The 17,175-nt window shown below is 52.2% G+C and carries 17 protein-coding genes, 1 tRNA gene and 1 pseudogene; 10 read left to right on the top strand and 9 right to left on the bottom strand.

Going from position 1 to position 17,175, the window contains the following annotated elements:
- Positions 1–100 precede the first annotated feature (100 nt).
- Positions 101–895: a DUF1080 domain-containing protein gene (locus EGM51_10090; GenBank protein QBG49294.1), complete on the top strand. Its 795-nt coding sequence runs from the start codon at positions 101–103 to the stop codon at positions 893–895.
- A 201-nt stretch (positions 896–1,096) separates the two neighbouring features.
- Here the strand turns inward: EGM51_10090 and EGM51_10085 are convergent.
- The 3 genes from EGM51_10085 to EGM51_10075 form a co-directional block, all read right to left on the bottom strand.
- Positions 1,097–1,172: transfer RNA gene (locus EGM51_10085), tRNA-Ala, on the bottom strand.
- Between the two features lie 67 nt (positions 1,173–1,239).
- Positions 1,240–1,740: a hypothetical protein gene (locus EGM51_10080; protein QBG47722.1), complete on the bottom strand. Its 501-nt coding sequence runs from the start codon at positions 1,738–1,740 to the stop codon at positions 1,240–1,242.
- A gap of 7 nt (positions 1,741–1,747) precedes the next feature.
- Positions 1,748–2,512: a redoxin domain-containing protein gene (locus EGM51_10075; GenBank protein QBG47721.1), complete on the bottom strand. Its 765-nt coding sequence runs from the start codon at positions 2,510–2,512 to the stop codon at positions 1,748–1,750.
- A gap of 323 nt (positions 2,513–2,835) precedes the next feature.
- On the opposite strand from EGM51_10075, the gene rplU reads away from it, so the two are divergent.
- From rplU to obgE, 3 genes are all read left to right on the top strand, one after another.
- Positions 2,836–3,150, top strand: coding sequence for a 50S ribosomal protein L21 (rplU, locus tag EGM51_10070; GenBank protein ID QBG47720.1), 315 nt, complete (start codon positions 2,836–2,838; stop codon positions 3,148–3,150).
- A gap of 18 nt (positions 3,151–3,168) precedes the next feature.
- The gene (locus EGM51_10065) at positions 3,169–3,423 is read left to right on the top strand and encodes a 50S ribosomal protein L27 (GenBank protein QBG47719.1); all 255 of its coding nucleotides are present in this window, start codon (positions 3,169–3,171) and stop codon (positions 3,421–3,423) included.
- Positions 3,424–3,609: 186 nt separating this feature from the next.
- Entirely contained in the window at positions 3,610–4,677 is a 1,068-nt protein-coding gene (gene obgE / locus EGM51_10060; GenBank protein ID QBG47718.1) for a GTPase ObgE, read from the top strand.
- 403 nt (positions 4,678–5,080) lie between these two features.
- On the opposite strand, the gene trpD is transcribed toward obgE, so the two are convergent.
- From trpD to EGM51_10040, 4 genes are all read right to left on the bottom strand, one after another.
- Positions 5,081–6,091 carry an anthranilate phosphoribosyltransferase gene (trpD, locus tag EGM51_10055; GenBank protein QBG47717.1) on the bottom strand — a complete coding sequence of 337 codons (1,011 nt, stop codon included), beginning with the start codon at positions 6,089–6,091 and terminating at the stop codon, positions 5,081–5,083.
- A 124-nt stretch (positions 6,092–6,215) separates the two neighbouring features.
- A complete protein-coding gene (locus tag EGM51_10050; GenBank protein ID QBG47716.1) occupies positions 6,216–6,572 on the bottom strand; it encodes a 50S ribosomal protein L20 in 357 nt (118 codons plus the stop codon).
- 19 nt (positions 6,573–6,591) lie between these two features.
- Positions 6,592–6,780, bottom strand: a complete 189-nt coding sequence (locus tag EGM51_10045; protein ID QBG47715.1) for a 50S ribosomal protein L35 — start codon at positions 6,778–6,780, stop codon at positions 6,592–6,594.
- Between the two features lie 187 nt (positions 6,781–6,967).
- Positions 6,968–7,909, bottom strand: a complete 942-nt coding sequence (locus EGM51_10040; protein QBG47714.1) for a serine acetyltransferase — start codon at positions 7,907–7,909, stop codon at positions 6,968–6,970.
- A gap of 335 nt (positions 7,910–8,244) precedes the next feature.
- Here EGM51_10040 and EGM51_10035 point away from each other — a divergent pair.
- The 6 genes and pseudogenes from EGM51_10035 to EGM51_10010 all read left to right on the top strand — a co-directional run bounded on the left by EGM51_10035 (position 8,245) and on the right by EGM51_10010 (position 14,692).
- A pseudogene (locus tag EGM51_10035) lies at positions 8,245–9,623 on the top strand (threonine synthase).
- A gap of 19 nt (positions 9,624–9,642) precedes the next feature.
- Positions 9,643–10,905: an FtsX-like permease family protein gene (locus EGM51_10030; GenBank protein ID QBG47713.1), complete on the top strand. Its 1,263-nt coding sequence runs from the start codon at positions 9,643–9,645 to the stop codon at positions 10,903–10,905.
- Positions 10,902–12,200, top strand: a complete 1,299-nt coding sequence (locus EGM51_10025; protein QBG47712.1) for a hypothetical protein — start codon at positions 10,902–10,904, stop codon at positions 12,198–12,200. The genes EGM51_10030 and EGM51_10025 overlap by 4 nt, the downstream gene beginning before the upstream one ends.
- 20 nt (positions 12,201–12,220) lie before the next feature.
- On the top strand, positions 12,221–13,009 hold the full coding sequence (locus EGM51_10020) for an ABC transporter permease (protein QBG47711.1): 789 nt from the start codon (positions 12,221–12,223) through the stop codon (positions 13,007–13,009).
- Positions 13,006–13,770 (top strand): ABC transporter ATP-binding protein, encoded by a 765-nt coding sequence (locus tag EGM51_10015; protein QBG47710.1) that lies wholly within the window; start codon positions 13,006–13,008, stop codon positions 13,768–13,770. The genes EGM51_10020 and EGM51_10015 overlap by 4 nt, the downstream gene beginning before the upstream one ends.
- Positions 13,763–14,692, top strand: coding sequence for an MCE family protein (locus EGM51_10010; protein ID QBG47709.1), 930 nt, complete (start codon positions 13,763–13,765; stop codon positions 14,690–14,692). Before EGM51_10015 ends, EGM51_10010 begins: the two co-directional genes overlap by 8 nt.
- A 104-nt stretch (positions 14,693–14,796) precedes the next feature.
- Here EGM51_10010 and EGM51_10005 read toward each other — a convergent pair whose 3' ends face one another.
- Together EGM51_10005 and EGM51_10000 are read right to left on the bottom strand one after the other, a co-directional pair.
- Positions 14,797–15,267, bottom strand: a complete 471-nt coding sequence (locus EGM51_10005) for a hypothetical protein (protein ID QBG49293.1) — start codon at positions 15,265–15,267, stop codon at positions 14,797–14,799.
- A gap of 494 nt (positions 15,268–15,761) precedes the next feature.
- The gene (locus EGM51_10000; GenBank protein QBG47708.1) at positions 15,762–17,117 is read right to left on the bottom strand and encodes a CCA tRNA nucleotidyltransferase; all 1,356 of its coding nucleotides are present in this window, start codon (positions 17,115–17,117) and stop codon (positions 15,762–15,764) included.
- Positions 17,118–17,175: the final 58 nt, after the last annotated feature.

Below are 17,175 nucleotides of genomic sequence, written 5' to 3'. Positions count from 1 at the left end.
TTTGTTTTAAACCGGGGATACAGGAGAAATGATGAAAAAAATATTAATGGTATTATTTGCTTCAGCGGTTTGCGGGTTTTGGGTTCCGGCCGAGCCGGGCATGCCGCTGCATGAACCGGAAATCAGGACCTGGGTTGAGAAGGATGCGAAAGGTAAAGACGTTCATTTCATGACAATAGACGGTATTCTGGTGCATGAAACAGATGAGCGTATTCAGCCTCAGCCGCCGATCGTTACTCCGGGAACTCCGAGTTGCGGTGACCGGGTGGGTACAGCACCTTCTGATGCGATTGTACTGTTTGACGGTACGGAGGCTTCGCTGAAAAACTGGACCGATGGCAAAGGCAATCCAACCCGATGGAAACTTGTGGACGGTGCATTGGAATCCGTGAAAAAGGCCGGGTATATCCAGACCCGGCAAAGTTTCGGTTCCTGTCAGCTGCATGTGGAATGGGCCGCACCTGTGACGGTTAAAGGTGATGGGCAGAGGCGGGGAAACAGTGGGGTGTTTCTGATGGGAACGTATGAAGTGCAGGTGCTGGATAGTTACAATAATAAAACCTATCCCGATGGGCAGGCTGCCGCGCTGTACGGCCGGAAAAAACCGCTGGTGAATGCCTGTCTGCCGCCTGGTGAGTGGCAGACTTATGATATTATTTTCCATCGTCCACTGTTTAATAAGGACGGGAGTGTGAAGCGCAAGGCCACGTTTACCGTATTGCATAACGGTGTACTAGTGCAGGATCATATCTTTCTGTCCGGGGGGACCGGCTGGCGCGGGCCTCACGCCGCCTGGCCTTATTCCGCTCATGCCGATGCTCTTCCGTTGAAGCTGCAGGATCATGGGAATCCGGTTCGCTTTCGTAATATCTGGATTCGGCCTCTCGAAGACTGATTCAGGCGCGCAGAATGTGGGAAATAGAAAAGCCCTCGTCATTTTGGCGGGGGCTTTTTTGAGGTCTGGACTTGAAGGAAAAAGAACGCGCTCCTGCCTCTCGTGCAGGGTATAAAGCTGCCTTAAAACGCGATGTAAGTGAATTGGCGGAATAGATGAGTGTCAAAAAAAGGACCTGCATTTCTGCAGGTCCTTTTGAAGTGGTGGAGGATATCGGGATCGAACCGACGACCTTTTGAATGCCATTCAAACGCTCTCCCAGCTGAGCTAATCCCCCGGAAAAGACGGGTTTTATACGTGTGCCGGCGGGCAGAGTCAATCCGGTTTATTTAAATTTTTTTCGATCAGAATACTTCGGCGCGTAGATGATAGCTTTGCCCCTGAAAGATGACGTCGATGTGGTTTTGTCCGATTTTCTCAATTTTGAGTTCGCCAAGGGTGTCCCCTTCTTTCAGAGGGGTCTGATTAATCATGACCATGGTCCCGGAACTGCCTTGTGCTATGCCTTCGACATGATAGCGTTTGCGAAGTTCTTTTGTGCTTATTTTCGGTGGGGTTTCGGGTGCGGCGTTTTTTCCGGTGGCCGGTTTCGGGATGTTGACGGCCGGTGCCGGAGTTATGACGGAGGATGCCTTCTCAAGGGGAGGGGGCGGTGCGATGTGGGGCTGCGGCGTGGCGCTTCCGGAGTCGGTTTTAGCGGAATCAACTGCAGGAGAAGCCGTCTTGGGGGCGGTCTCTTTGGTTTCGCTGGGGGATCTGGAAACGAGCTTGTACCCGCCGATAAGCAGGCACACAGCCATAATGATTAATAGTATTCGATCTGACATGCAGAAAGAAATACTCATATTTTCATTACGGGAAAAGCTTATATCTATTCTTTTCGTATGAAATCTCTACATAGCTGTCGGTAATGGCTTCAACAACAACGCCATCCTCAAGTTCCTGCCCGGCCATGACAATATCGCCGTTGATAAAGGCCACATTTTCATTTTTGCTTTTTCCAAAGCCGTCGACGCGATATTTCCTGGCAAGCCGGTTCGGGGTGGGGAGATCTTTTCCGGTGATTTCGGAAAGGCCGACGGGATCGACTTCGCGTTTTTTGAGGCGTTTTTCGAGCCGCTCATCGAGTACGTTGAGTACGTGGCGGGGGCCGAGATATTTTTTGCCTTTAAAGCTGTCGGCAAGGATGTGGCCGTTTTTATCGAGCAGGACGAGCTGCGGGATGCCGGAGCCGGCGTATTGGCGTTTGAGTATTTTTCGGGCTTCGGAATGATAGATCACGGCCGGCCAGGGCATTTCGGCAGATTCCATGTAATGATTCATTTCCGAGTCGGAGTGGTCGGAACTGACGAACAGCACCTGAAAAAGGTGACCGCCCTGTTTGTCATTATAATATTTCACCAGTTCGGGCGTGAAGCTGCGACAGGGGCCGCACCAGTGACCGGAAAAGTAGAGCAACAGAAAGTCCGTATTGAGTACGTAATCGCTGTCCACTGCATCGCCGCGGTGATCTATGACGGCTTCGTTGAGGGTTTTTTCGAGTGATGACGCAACTTTAACGCTACAGCCGGCAAGCAGCAATACAGCGCATCCGATGAGAGGAAATGCCTTTTTCATAGAAATACAACCCTTTTATTTTTTTGATGAGAAAATTAAGCATGTGTCATACCAGTCTGAGCCGGAAATGTGATTGTGCCTGACGGGCAGGTATCCGGTACTTGACCGGAGTGGAATCAGAGCTTACTTTATCTGTTTGTTTTTCGGAGTGTGGAGAACTCCGGAATGTCCGATTTTGCGGGGCGGTTGCCGGAGAACGGCCTCGCTTGAAAAAACGCAAAGAATTCGCGTTTGTTTGGGGTTGACAGTTGCGGGGTGATTCCGTAGTTTCCGCCCCTTGATTTTTTGGAAAGAACGCCCTTGCAAGGGTATTGAGGTTATTTATGGAAGCATATGCAGTAATTGAAACCGGCGGTAAGCAGTATCGTGTTCAGCAGGGCGATGTCCTTGAAGTTGAACTGCTTGCTGAAGAAGCCGGCGCAAGCGTTGAGTTCGATGCTCTGGCCGTATCCAACGGTTCCGAGCTTTCTATCGGAACTCCGGTTGTTGACGGTGTCAAAGTGACGGCATCGGTTGTTGAAAATCTGCGCGGCGATAAGATTTATTCTTTCAAGAAGAAGCGCCGTAAAGGATATCGTCGTAAAATCGGTCACCGTCAGGAACTGACCAAAATTAAAGTGGAAGCTATCAACGCATAAGTTGTAGGAAGGTTTGTCATGGCTCATAAAAAAGGACAGGGTTCATCCAGCAACGGTCGCGATTCGAATGCACAGCGTCGCGGTGTTAAACGTTTCGGCGGTGAAAAAGTAACAGCGGGAACTATTCTGGTTCGTCAGCTTGGTACCCGTTTTCATCCCGGCGTAAACGTCGGTTGCGGTAAGGACTACACACTCTTTGCATTGAAAGACGGCGTTGTTGAATTCAACAAGCGTCAGCGCAAGATTCATATTCGCGAAGAAGTCACGGCTTGAATTTTTTAAGCACGACAGTTTAGAGGCGGGTTAAGCCCGCCTTTTTTTATGCAGTAAACGGCTGTATGAATAAACGCTGATTTCAGGTATTGCATTTCAAGACAAAGAAGCGCCGGTAAAACATTTTCCGAAAGCTGAAACTTGGTTCTTAACTCTTTGTCACATAAAACGTAAAACTACTTCCTTATGAAACACGTTGTATTTAAAGACCGCGTAAAACTCTATGCCCGGGCCGGTAACGGCGGCAATGGCAGTATTTCATTCCGGCGTGAAAAGGGAATTCCGAAAGGCGGCCCTGACGGCGGTGACGGCGGCCATGGCGGTTCGGTGATTCTGCGGTGCGATGTGAATGAGGATTCACTGCTCCCGATTTACTATCAGCCGCATGTAAAAGCAAGGCATGCCGGGAGTGGTGCCGGACAGCAGAAGCACGGTGCAAATTCTGAAGATTGTATTGTTAAAGTGGCCCCGGGTACGGTGGTTACCGATGCGGATACCGGTGAATTTGTCGGCGAGCTGACCAAAGACGGTGAAGAGCTGGTGATCTGTAAAGGTGGGCATGGCGGGCTTGGCAACGTCCGCTTTAAAAGTTCTACGAATCAGACACCTCGGCAGTATACTGAAGGCACTAAAGGTGAAGAAAAAACATTCTGGCTGGAGCTTAAACTCATGGCCGATGTCGGCCTGGTGGGTTATCCGAATGCCGGAAAGTCGACGTTGCTGAGCCGCCTGACCAATGCGCATCCGAAAATTGCGCCGTATCCATTTACGACGATTAATCCGATTGTCGGTACGCTGGAATATCCCAATTTCAGCCGCCTTAAATTTGCCGATATTCCGGGGCTGATCGATGGGGCTCACGAGGGGGTCGGTCTCGGGCACCAGTTTTTACGTCATATTGAGCGCTCGCGCTTCATTCTTTTTGTGCTCGATATGGCCGGCACGGACGACCGTAATCCGACCGATGATTTTCTGCATCTGAAAGAAGAGTTGCGGCTGCATATGGAAGAGCTGTCCTGTACGCCCTATCTCGTGATTGCCAATAAAATGGACACCCCGGGTGCCGAGGAGAATCTCAGAGAATTCAAACAGCGGACCACTGAATCTGTTTTTGAAATTTCGGCTGAACTTGGTGAGGGCCTGGAACCGGTCAAAGAGTATCTTTACAGGCATTTTTTTGAAACGCCGCGTGTGGTTTCGGAAACCGCTGAAATTGAACAGAGACGCTCCGGTGATGAGTCCGACTCACGGTAAAGGTGCTGAATATGATCAGGGTCACCCGGAATGGTTTCCGACTAAGATCTCTGCTCCATCGGAGCTTCGTCGGATGATATATAGCCGTCTTTATTGATGTCGTGAGTTGTCGGACCGCCGAACCATTTCGTATTCAAAACCCGGCAGCCGGCCGCGATGCATGAAATAGCAGGCCGGATTGTTGCGGGTCAGCACGCGGATGAAGCCCTGATCCATAATCCGGTCCGGATCCATCTGCTGACCGGATTGATTCTGGGTTCCGAATTTCGTGGAGGGGCATTCTCTTCTTCAGGGGTAGGAAGAGCAAGGGCCGCTGAAAGAAGAAAGGCGGATCTTTTTATTCGGTACCTCGCGGGAGGTGCCTTTCACATTGTGCATGTTTATTTTGAAGGAAACCGGAGTTTCAGTTCTGAGACATTTCCGCCAGGGCATTGAGTTTTGCAAGGGCGGCTCCGGAATCGATGGATTCTTTCGCGAGGCGGATTGCATTCGCAGGGGTATCCGCTTTTCCGCCGCTCATGATTGCGAAGGCGGCGTTGAGTAGAACAATATCGCGCTTCGGACCTTTTTCGCCTTGAAGAATATTCCGTGTAATTTCGGCATTTTCCGCCGGGTTTCCGCCAATGAGATCTTCCGGTTTTGCGGTTTTGAAACCGAGGCCGGAAGGCTGGAGTTCATAGGTTTCCACTTTTCCACGACGGATTTCCGTGACAAGCGTGGTTGTCGTTGTGGTGAATTCGTCGAGGCCGTCGTTGCCGTGGACGATAAACTGGTAGTTCATATCGAGCTGGGCGCAGGCATCGGAAATGATCGGCACGAGCTCGGGTTTAAAGACTCCCATGACGCCGTTTTTGACGCCGGCCGGATTGCAGAGCGGGCCGAGAATGTTGAAAATGCTCCAGATGCCCAGTTCACGGCGCGGGCCGACCACATGTTTCATGGCGGGGTGAAGGGCGGGGGCAAAAAGGAAAGCGACGCCGAGTTTGTTCAGGCATTCTTCTGCGCGTTCCGGACTGTACTGAATATTCACGCCGAGCGCGTCGAGTACATTGGCGGCGCCGGATTTGCTGGATACGCCGTAGGACCCGTGTTTGGCCACGGTAACGCCTGCGCCGGCGATGACGAATGTGGCGGTGGTGGAGATGTTGAAGGTGTGGGCTCCGTCGCCTCCGGTGCCGACGATATCAACGGCATTGGGATCTTTGCACTTTATTTTGGTGACGTTGGCGCGCATGACCTCGGCACAGCCGGCAATAATTTCCGGAGTCTCGCCGGTCTGGCGTACGCCCATGATGAAGGCACCGATCTGGGCTTCGGAGGCCTTGCCCGACATAATATCGGTCATGGTGGCGGCAGCTTCCGCGCGGGAAAGGGTTTCGTGGCTGACGAGTTTTGAAATGGCTTCTTTGATCATTTGTACTCCCTGATTTTCCAATGATTGGAAAACGATAGTGAAGGGGGATGAGGAATAAAAGGAGGGAGCACAAAAAAAGAGCCCCGGAATTCCGGAGCTCTTGTGCAATCAGGCCTGCGCTGCGTTATGCAACTTTGGCTTTGGCCGCTTCCACAATTTTGCTGAATCCTTCGGCATCGTGGATGGCGATTTCGGACAGCATTTTGCGGTTGATGGTAATTCCGGCTTTGTTGCATCCGTCGATGAAACGGCTGTAGGAAATACCGTTCATGCGGCAGGCTGCGTTAACGCGGACGATCCACAGGCGGCGGAAGCTGCGTTTTTTGTGCTTACGGTGAACGTAAGCCATAGCCTGTGCGCGATCGACGGCTTCGGTAGCCTGACGGAACAGTTTGCTACGGGCACCGCGGAAACCTTTAGCAAGTTTCAGGCGGTTGTTTCTTCTGGCGCGTGACGCCGGTCCATTGGTTGCTCTTGGCATGGTTTAATCTCCTCGGCAATTAGATGTACGGAGTAATGCGCTTCATATCGGCCGAGTGGACGATGTCCTGGCTGCGCATCTTCCGCTTGCGTTTACGGTTCTTGTTCGACAGAATATGGCTTCCGCCCATGTGATTGCGCTTCAGTTTGCCGCTACCGGTTTTGCTAAACCGTTTGGCTGCACATTTTTTTGTTTTCATTTTCGGCATAATAATACCACCATTTCGTTAAATTCAGGTCTATGCGAGATCGGGGAATCGCGCAAAAGAGGGTTATGTATAGGGAAAGGACCTGAGCAAGTCTATCCTTTTTTCGCGGAAAAAAGGCGGTCTGTCGAAAACCTTAAAAGCCGGGAATTTAAAGATGCAGACCATCGGGGCTTTTTCCCGTTCCCCTTCAAATTCCCAATCCGTGGCCGTGCACTTCGCGGGTGCGGATGTTTACGCCGTTTTCCGAGCGGGTTACGAGACTGCGCGGTGGGGTGCTTTCCATCAGGAAAACGTTGCCGGCGACGGTGGTGCCGGCACCGATGACGGTGTCGCCGCCCAGAATGGTGCTGTTGGCATAGACAATGACGTTGTCTTCGACGGTCGGGTGGCGCTGGATGTGCTTGATCGGGCGGCCGTGTTCGTCGAGCGGGAAACTTTTCGCACCGAGGGTGACGCCCTGGTAGAGCTTGACGTTGTTACCGATATGGCAGGTTTCGCCGATAACGACGCCGGTGCCGTGGTCGATAAAGAAGCCTTTGCCGATGGTGGCACCGGGGTGGATGTCGATCCCGGTGAGCGAGTGGGTATATTCGCTCATAATCCGGGGGATGATCGGTACATCGAGGTTGTAGAGTTCGTGGGCGATACGGTGGGAAGTAATGGCCACCAGACCGGGGTAGGCCAGCTTGACCTCAGCATAGCTCAGGGCGGCGGGATCGCCGTTGTAGGCTGCTTTGACATCTTCCACCAGCATTTCCCGAATGTGGGGGATTTTGGCGAGAAATTCGTTCACGATGGAATTGGAGGTAATATAGAGGTTTTCCTCCGGCGTTTTGTGGTCGTGAAGATAGGCGGCGCCGATCCAGCGGAACGGCAGCGCTTTCTCAATCTCCTGTTGCAGGAGTTCCGCTGTGTTTTTCAGCTGTTTAATAAAAAAATTCTTGAAATCCGCCGGTTCAGGAATGTGACGGCCGGGAAAGAGAACATCTGAAAGGATGCGCAGGGCCTCGATTACCTGATCAATTTCCGGATGAGCCCAGAGCGGTCGGTCGGGAAGATCCGCATCCTGATGGGCATAGAGAGGCAGCAACTGCTGTGCGGTTTTCTCAATCTGCTGAATCGTATTCATAAAAAACATCCTCGTTGAATGAATCAGACGCTAACGCGCACAACCGCGGCGGTAAAACAGATTTTGACGAATTAGTCGTTAAAGTTGGTACAGGACCTTTTTGAAAGGCGGAATCGGTCGCCGGTCCTGTAGAAAGAAAGAAAACGACCGAAAGGGGGTCAATTCTGCTCAAAGCCGGAGTCTTGGAGAGTATCCGCAGTAAAAAAATAAGGGATCATGTAAGGTCGGAGTTTTCCGGCTCATTGTTTTTGGAAGAGCTGCGGGGTAAATTTGGCTTTCATCATTCCGGGAAGTCATTAATGATCCTGCGTCAACCATTTTTTGAGGAATGTCATATGAAATATATCAGTACACGCGGGCAGATGGAGCCCATTGAATTTCAGGATGCCGTGATGACCGGACTGGCTCCCGACGGCGGACTGCTGCTGCCGGAAAAGCTTCCGAATGTTAAAAATGAACTGGAGGCGTGGTCGAACCTTTCCTATACCGATCTTGCGTTTGAGGTGATCCGCCTTTTTGCCTCGGATATTCCGGATGCGGACCTGAAAAAGCTGATTGACGATTCCTATTCCACCTTTGAACATTCCGAGGTCTGTCCGTCGGTTGAAGTGGGTGAATTCCGGATTCTGGAGCTTTTTCATGGGCCGACGCTGGCGTTTAAAGACGTGGCGCTGCAGTTTCTGGGGAACCTTTTTGCCTATATTCTGAAGAATCGGGGGGGGAGCTGAATATTCTGGGTGCGACGTCGGGTGATACCGGCAGTGCGGCAATTCATGGGGTTCGCGGTAAGCCGAATATCAATATTTTCATTATGCATCCGGAAGGGCGGACCAGTCCGCTGCAGGAAAAGCAGATGACCAGTGTGCTGGATGCCAATGTATTTAATCTGGCGGTCGACGGTTCGTTTGATGACTGCCAGAATATCATGAAAACCACGTTCGGTGATGTGGCGTTTAAAACAGAGCATTCGCTCGGCTCAGTGAACTCGGTCAACTGGGCACGTGTGCTGGCGCAGACCGTTTATTACTTTTATTCGGCGTTCCGGACGATGGAAAAGACGGGTGCGTCTTCGGTTCAGTTTTCGGTTCCGACCGGCAACTTCGGCGATATTCTGGCGGGCTACCTCGCGCAGCAGATGGGGCTGCCTGTCAGTCGGTTGATTTTGGCGACCAACGAAAATGATATTCTGACCCGTTTCTTTAATACGGGCGAATACAGTAAGGCGCAGGCGGTTCCGACCATCAGTCCCTCGATGGATATTCAGGTGGCGTCCAATTTTGAGCGCTATCTCTATTTCAAAGTGGGTAAGGATGCGGTGAAGCTCACTGGTCTGATGAACGATTTCAAGGATAAAGGTGCTCTGAAGGTGGCTCTGAATGATAACGGTGTAGTGGACGACCTTTTTGCGGCCGGTCGTGGAGATACGGCATCCACGCTCGAAACCATCAAACGGTACAAAGAACAATACGGGTATGTGCTCGATCCGCATACGGCGGTCGGCGTTTACGTTGCTGAAATGTTCCGGTCTCCGGAAGTTCCGACAATCTGCCTTGCGACGGCGCATCCGGCTAAATTCACGCAGGCGATTATTGATGCCACCGGCGAAGCGGTGCATCATCCGGCGCTCGACGCGCTGGAAAATGTAGAAACCCGCTGTGAATCCATCGCCAACGACGTTGATCTGGTGAAACAATATGTGGTTGAACATATTTAACGTGTGCTACACCTGTTGAATGAAACTTCCGATTTCACTCTTTCTGGCCGTTAAATACCTGAAGCCGAAGCGCTCGATGGTATCGTTCATCACGATTCTGACGATGTGCGGTATTATGCTGGGCGTTGCGATTCTGATTGTGGTGCTTTCGGTGATGACGGGTTTTGACGATGTGCATAAAGAGCACATGATCAAACTGGACTCGCATATTCAGATTTCAACCCGCGGAAATTCCGCATTTTATGCGCAGCCGGTGCTGGATGTGCTGAATGAAATGCCGGAAGTCAAAGCCGCCGCTCCGGCGGTTGAAGGCTTTGTGATGATGACGCGCTACGGCCAGGCAATTACGGCGGTATTGCGGGGAGTCGAGCCGGAACTGGAAAAGAAAATCTCCGATATTGAATCCTACCTGATTGAGGGGGAGCTCCCGGTGGAGGAGGAAACGGTGGTGGTCGGCAGCCGTCTGGCGATGCAGCTGGGTGTGGGTATCGGCGATACCATAACCGTCTATTCGCCGGAATGCTTTGTGAGCGAAGACGAACTGCGACTGCCGGCTGAATTGACGGTTTCGGGTATTTTTTCGGTCGATATGTATGAGATTGATGCCGGCTATATGATCACCTCTCTGCCTACAGCACGCGATGTTTTTGCCATTGAAGAGGGGGTGGAAACCTTGCGGCTGATTACAGAGGATCCGTTTACGGTGGATGAAACCAGTCTTAAAATCCGTGAAAAACTCGGCGAGGCCATGTTGGCTGATGACAGTCTGAACTGGTTCCGTTTTCTGACCATCCGTTCGTGGGTGGATATTCATCAGAGCATGTTGAGTACACTGGCGGTGGAAAAAAATATGATGTTTCTGCTGCTGATTGCCATTTCGGTGGTCGCCGCGTTCTGCGTTTCGATCAATCTGATCAATATGGGGATTCAGAAAACACATGAAATCGGTCTGTTAAAGGCGGTTGGGTTTTCGTCCGGAAAAATCGTCGGTATCTTTTTATTTCTCGGCATTGTGCAGGGCGTACTGGGCTGTGTGCTGGGTTCTGCGTTGGGGATCTGGTTTTCGGGGAATCTCGATGCGATCCTTGAATTTCTGCGGAAGTTCAACCCGAACCTGATGTCGGCGGAATTTTATCAGTTCAGTCAGATGCCTTCCCGTACCACATCGGAAGACGTTGTGCTTGTCTGTCTGATTGTCATGGTTTTCAGTATTCTGGCCGGCGTGCTTCCCGCCATCCGGGCGGCCATGATGCAGCCGGTTGATGCGTTGAGGTATGAATGAGGCGGCTGCTGGTCAGTCTGGCCTGTGTCTTGTCGGTCAGCACGTTTGCGCAGATCGACGGAGACCCGCTCTATGCCCGCGTTGCGGAGAGTAATGAAACGTTTTATGCCTGGCGACCATTCTATTCCCACTTCACGGAGCCGGAGCGCTGGCGGAAGGATTACCTCTGGCCGCTTTATACGCAGAAAGGATTCAAGGACGAAACATACAGCCGCTTCCTGTTTTTCGGGCATTCCGCTGAATTTGAGGCGGATACCGAGCGGCACCGCAACTGGATTTTTCCCTTCTGGTTCAGTGGAATCAATAAAGAAGGGGAGAACTATTGGGCGCTGTTTCCAATCTATGGAAATCTCTATGAATTTATGGCGCGCGACGAAGCCTCGTTTGTTTTCTTTCCCGCCTGGTACACCAGCCGGATTAATGATGTGGAGTCGTGGACGGTGCTGTGGCCGCTGATTTCGTCGGCACAGGGCGATAAGGTCGACCGGTTCCGTGTACTTCCGTTCTACGGGCATAACCGGCTCAAAGGCGAATTTGAGAAAACCTACTATCTGTGGCCGCTTTACAGTCAGGTGAAATACATCAACGAACGCAATCCCGGCGGCGGCTTTATTCTGGTGCCGGTCTACGGTCGGATCAAAACCGAACGGGCGGATAATTATTGGCTGATTCCACCGTTTTTCCGTTATATGAGCAGTGATAATCAGTGGATTGTTCACGCGCCGTGGCCGTTTATCCAGCTGGCTGACGGAGAGATGCATAAGCGCATTTTCTGGCCGTTCTACGGGAAAAAATCACTCGGCACCCAGCAGCGTCAGTACTGGCTTTGGCCACTGTTCTGGAACAATAAAACCACCTATACTGCGCATGAGCAGCGGCGCCGCAAAATTATTCCTTTTTTTTATTCGCAGACCGATGTCATGATCGAAAACTCCGGGCCGTATGTTGAAGGCGAGGCATTTACCGGCTATTGGAAGCTGTGGCCGCTGATGAGCTGGGACCGGATTGGAGACCGTTCCCGCTTCCGGATGCTGGAGCTCTGGCCTTTTCGGAATACGCCGGGGATTGAACGGAACTGGGCGCCGTGGTGGACGCTCTATCGGCGGGTCGATGATCAGGGTGAAATAGGGCATCATGTGCTGTGGGGATTGTACCGGCAGGTTCGCCATAAAGATGAGGAGCGGTTTGAATGGAGCTTGCTCAAGGGATTGGCGGGCTATAAAAAGGAGCAGGATGATCGCCGATACCGTTTCCTTTTTATGTGGTTCGGCGGAGATAAGGAGCAGGAGCCATAGCACGTTTACACATAGATTATATGCGCTATCCGGTGCACTCGGCCCAGCGGCTGGGGGCACGGGTGCTGCAGGTGCTGCACGATACCGGGCATGCCATGTTTATGCTGTTTGAGGCGGTCTGGTTTCTGCAGTTTGCATTCGGTAAACGCAGCCGGGCCGAAACCGTTTCGCAGCTTTATATCACCGGAATTAAGAGTCTGGCGGTAATTTCCGTGGTGGCGCTCTTCACCGGCATGATTCTCGCATTGCAGACCGGGCTTGAGTTGAAGCGCTGGGGACAGGAGGAATTTATCGGTTCTGCGGTTGCGGTTTCCATTATCCGTGAAATGGGGCCGTTTATGACGGCACTGATTATCGCGGCCAGCGTGGGATCGGCGATTGCGGCGCAGCTGGGAACCATGACGGTGTCCGAGGAAATTGCCGCGCTCGAAGTGATGAGCATCAATCCCAACCGTTTTCTTGTTATGCCGCGCCTTTTTACGCTGTGTGTTATGATGCCGATTCTTACGGTGTATACCAATATTCTGGGGATTGCCGGCGGGGCGGTTGTGGGCGTGACGCAGCTTGGGGTTTCAGTGACGGCCTATATGGATAACGCCACGCAGTTCGCTACGAATAAAGATCTGTATGTCGGGCTTTTTAAAGCATTCGTTTTCGGAATCATCATCACCACCGTTTCATGCCATGAGGGGTTTATGACGACCGAGGGCGCAGTGGGTGTGGGTAAGGCTACGCGGCGCTCTGTCGTAATATCCTTCCTGGTGATTCTCGTGGTGGGGTACATGATAACGAGGCTTTTTTACGTATGATCAGGTTTGATCAGGTTACAAAAAAACTGGGAAACCGGAACGTACTCGACGGTGTGAACTTTGAGGTCGGCGAGGGGGAGACGTTTGTGATTGTGGGGCTTTCCGGAGCCGGTAAAAGCGTCACACTCAAGCATATGATCCGCCTCATGGTTCCGGATTCGGGAACTGTTTCCATTGATGGTGAAGTGATCAACGATCTGAGCCGTCGCGATCTCCGGGCGGTTCGTGAAAAGTTCGGGGTGCTGTTTCAAAGTGCGGCACTGCTGCAGTGGATGAGCGTTTTCGACAATGTGGCTCTTCCGCTGCGAGAGCATACCCGTCTGAAAGAAGAGGAGATTTATCGGCGGGTGAGCGAAAAACTGGAACTGCTCAGTCTGGGGGATGCCGGTGACAAGTTTCCGTCGGACATTTCCGGGGGGATGCAGAAACGTGCCGGTCTGGCGCGCGCTATTATTATGGATCCGAAAATTGTGCTGTACGATGAGCCGACGTCCGGACTGGATCCGGTGACATCGAGACGAATCGATGATTTAATCGTGGATATGCGTGAACAGCTCGGTATAACGAGTGTTGTTGTGACGCATGATCTGCACAGTGCGTTGGCTATAGGATCGCGTATTATGATGTTGCATGAGGGAAAAATTGTGGAAAATGCTCCGCCGGCGGACTTCATAAAATCAGAAAACGAGACGGTGCGGCGTTTTCTGGAGTCGCAATACATCACGAAGAGAGGCAAGTGGGAAGAGTTCAGTCATGAATAAATTCAGCCGTGAAGTCAGCGTTGAGATCCTGGTGGGTCTTTTCATGTTTGTGGTGCTCATTGCTCTCAGCGTTTTCACCATAGTGCTCAGCCGTGAAAAGCTGTGGAGCGAGAGTTATTCGTATGAATTTGTCTTTACCGAAGTCGGCGGTCTGCGCGAGGGCGATTCGGTTTATCTGCGCGGCATGAACGTCGGGCGGGTGAAGCAGACCTCGCTGGAAAACAGCCGTGTGCATGTTTATGCCACGCTGGATGTTCCGCTGCAGTTGCGTCATGGGTATAAGATTGAAATTGTCGATGCATCGATGCTGGGCGGAAAATACCTTAAAATCTACGAGGGCCCCGAAGACGCACCGCTGCTGGGTGAAAATGTAACCATTCTCGGCTCCAAACCGGTTGATATGATTGCGGAGCTGTCTGAAGCGGTTGACGGGCTTCAGCGTATGATTAAATCGGTGGAAAACGGTGAAGGTACGCTGGGGCAGCTTTTGAATGACGATACCATGTATAAAAACATGGCGGTGCTGACGGAAGATCTGAAGGGGGTTGTCAGCCGTATTGCTGAAGGGGAGGGCACCGTGGGTAAATTGCTGACCGACGATGCCGTCTATAACGATGCTGCCGCAATGATGGCGAATCTGCGTATGATTTCCGACCGGGTTGCCAACGGTGAGGGAACGGTGGGCAAACTGCTCTCCGAAGATGCCGAGCTCTATGAAAATTTCGATGCCACCATGGCCGCCGCCCGGGAGATTGCTGAAAGCATTAATAACGGGGAAGGTACGCTTGGTATGCTGGTGCGCGATGCCAAACTTTATAATGAAACTACGCTACTGGTTGAAGATGTCCGCGCTGCGGTTGACGATCTGCGCGAAGCCTCTCCGGTAACATCGTTCGGCAGTGTGCTCTTTGGTGCGTTTTAGCGGATGGAATGACCCTGTATCCAAAGTCTGGAAAACCGGTTCGCTGCTCCGGATGCGGAGCAATGGTTGAACGTAGCGATCGGTGTTCAAACTGCGGAATTCGTTTAGAGAAACCGTGGGATGGTGCGGTTCGCATAATAACCTACTGCGGTCTGATTGTTCTTGCTGTTATAATTTTCCGTGCGGTGAACGGCCGTGAACCCGGCATGGTGCATGTGGCCGATATTAAACCCTATATGAACTTTAAACGGGTTCGGATGGAAGGGGTGCTGCTCGAGCCCGCCCGAAAGCTGAAAAGCGGTTCTGTCTTTCATCTTCTGCATGACGGTACCGGACAGCTTGCGGTATTTGTTCCGGCCGGTGCAGTGGATACGCTGTTTCCCGGAGGCGCCCGTGTGGAAGCCGAAGGAAATCTTCGGGTCGGAGTCGGAAACTATATCAGTCTGCGGGCAACGACGATCCGGAGGACCGGTCAGGTTGAATCGGCCGGTTCTGAATTCCGGATTTCCCGGGTCACGCCCGACCGCGAAGGAGAAACCATGCGGGTGAACGGGGTGGTTTCCGGGATCTGGAATCCACGGGCCGGTTCAAAGGCACCGTACAGGATTGTGCTGGAAGATCCTACAGGCCGTATCGATATCATCCATTGGCTGGAACGCCCTCCGGTGCTGGAGGTTGGCGAACCGCTCGAAGTCACCGGCCTGGTTCAGAAATACAATGGGCGTCTTGAGCTTAAGGTGATCCGAGAAGAGTGGATACAGCGCCCTGGAATGGGTGAGGCATCGGCGGAGGAAATTAAAATCGGTGAGATCCATGCGCTGATGGAAGGACGGGTAGTGATTGTGGAGGGGGTGCTGGGGGAACCGCGCTCCATTCCGGGCGGGGTGATTTATCCTATGTCCGATGATACCGGCACTGTTCAGCTGCTCTTCAGGGACTGCTGCGTTTCCGAGGAGGAACGCGATGCGGTGGACAAAGGCCGCCGACTGCGGGTGGAGGCTCCGGTGGTTCATTATAAGGGCGTACTGGAACTGGTGCCCCGGAATGCCGGTGGATTCCGGGTTGTGAATTAAAGATATTTTTCCTTAATCCAGATGAGGGCATCCTCTTTGCTGCGGATCTGACCCTCCATCTGGGCATTGTATACCGCTTTCAGGATCCGGCCGACGGTTCTGCCTTCATCAATGCCCAGATTCATGACATCTCTGCCGTTGACCAGCGGTTTCGGAAGAATCGGTTCATCCGCCATTTTTTCCTGATAGGCGCGGATAAAATCATAATTTTCGAGTATGCGGTGTGAACCCAGGCAATCGAGCCGGTGCAGAGCCATTTCGAGTTCAAAGGTGTCGGCTCCGATCATTTTGCGCAGGGTGGAGGCTTTCATATTCCGGACGTCCATAAACCGCATATGCCCGGCGATGGCGGTAATGATGCGTTTCTTTTCAATATTCGGAAATTTCAGCCGAAGCAGAATGTCTTCGGCCATGCGGGCTCCGACGGCAGCGTGTCCGTTGAATCGGATACGGGTTTGGCCGTCCGTTCCCGGCCCGACTGACGCGGTGGACGGTTTGCCGACATCATGCAGCAGGACGGAGTAGGCCAGTTCGCGCCGGGTGAATGCATCGGTTTGCGGAATTTCATTGATGGCATCAAGCATCAGGCAGGTGTGTTCAAAGACATCACCTTCCGGATGAAACTGCGGCGGCTGTTTCTGTCCGTCCATGGGAACCAGTTCGGGAAGGATATACTGCATCAGACCGAGTGCATGCAGGTGTTTAAGTGCACGGCCGGCTCTGCTGCTTTCCGTCAGTGTACGGGTCAGCTCCAGTTCAATACGTTCTGCACTGATGTTCCGGATAAGCGGGGCCATCGCCTGAATGGCTGTTTCTGTTTCGGGATCGATTTCAAAATCCAGTGTGTGTGCAAAACGTACCGCCCTCAACATCCGAAGATGATCTTCGCGGAACCGTTCCGCAGGATCGCCGATAGCGGAAATCAGTCGGCGTTCCAGATCACGGCGCCCATGGACATAATCGTGCAGTTCGTTCTGAATCGGATCAAAAAACATACCGTTGATCGTGAAGTCGCGGCGGAGAGCGTCCTCTTTGGCGGCCGAAAAGGTGATGGTTTCCGGATGGCGTCCATCCAGGGTGCCGGTTTCTTCGCGGAAGGTGGCCACCTCGATGATCTGATGATTCTGAATGACCGCAATTACACCGAAGGCTTTGCCGATCGGCACAGTTTTCGGGAAAATTTTTTCCACTTTCTCAGGATGGGCATCAGTCGCTACATCATAATCTTTGGGAGTGCGGCCGAGCAGCTCATCCCGGACGCAGCCGCCGGCAAAAAAGGCGATATATCCCCGGTCGCGCAGCGTCTGTACCACGCCGGTCGCTACGGTTCTCTGTGCGACTGTTTTATCCATATAATTTTTTACCTGTAAAAGAATGAACTATAGTTTGGGTGCTCTGTCGAAGGAACCA

Source organism: Verrucomicrobia bacterium S94 (genome assembly GCA_004299845.1).
In the GTDB taxonomy this organism is placed as follows: Bacteria; Verrucomicrobiota; Kiritimatiellia; order Kiritimatiellales; family Pontiellaceae; genus Pontiella.
The sequence above is the reverse complement of the archived record's forward strand: the minus strand, read 5'-3'. Positions and strand labels throughout refer to the sequence as shown.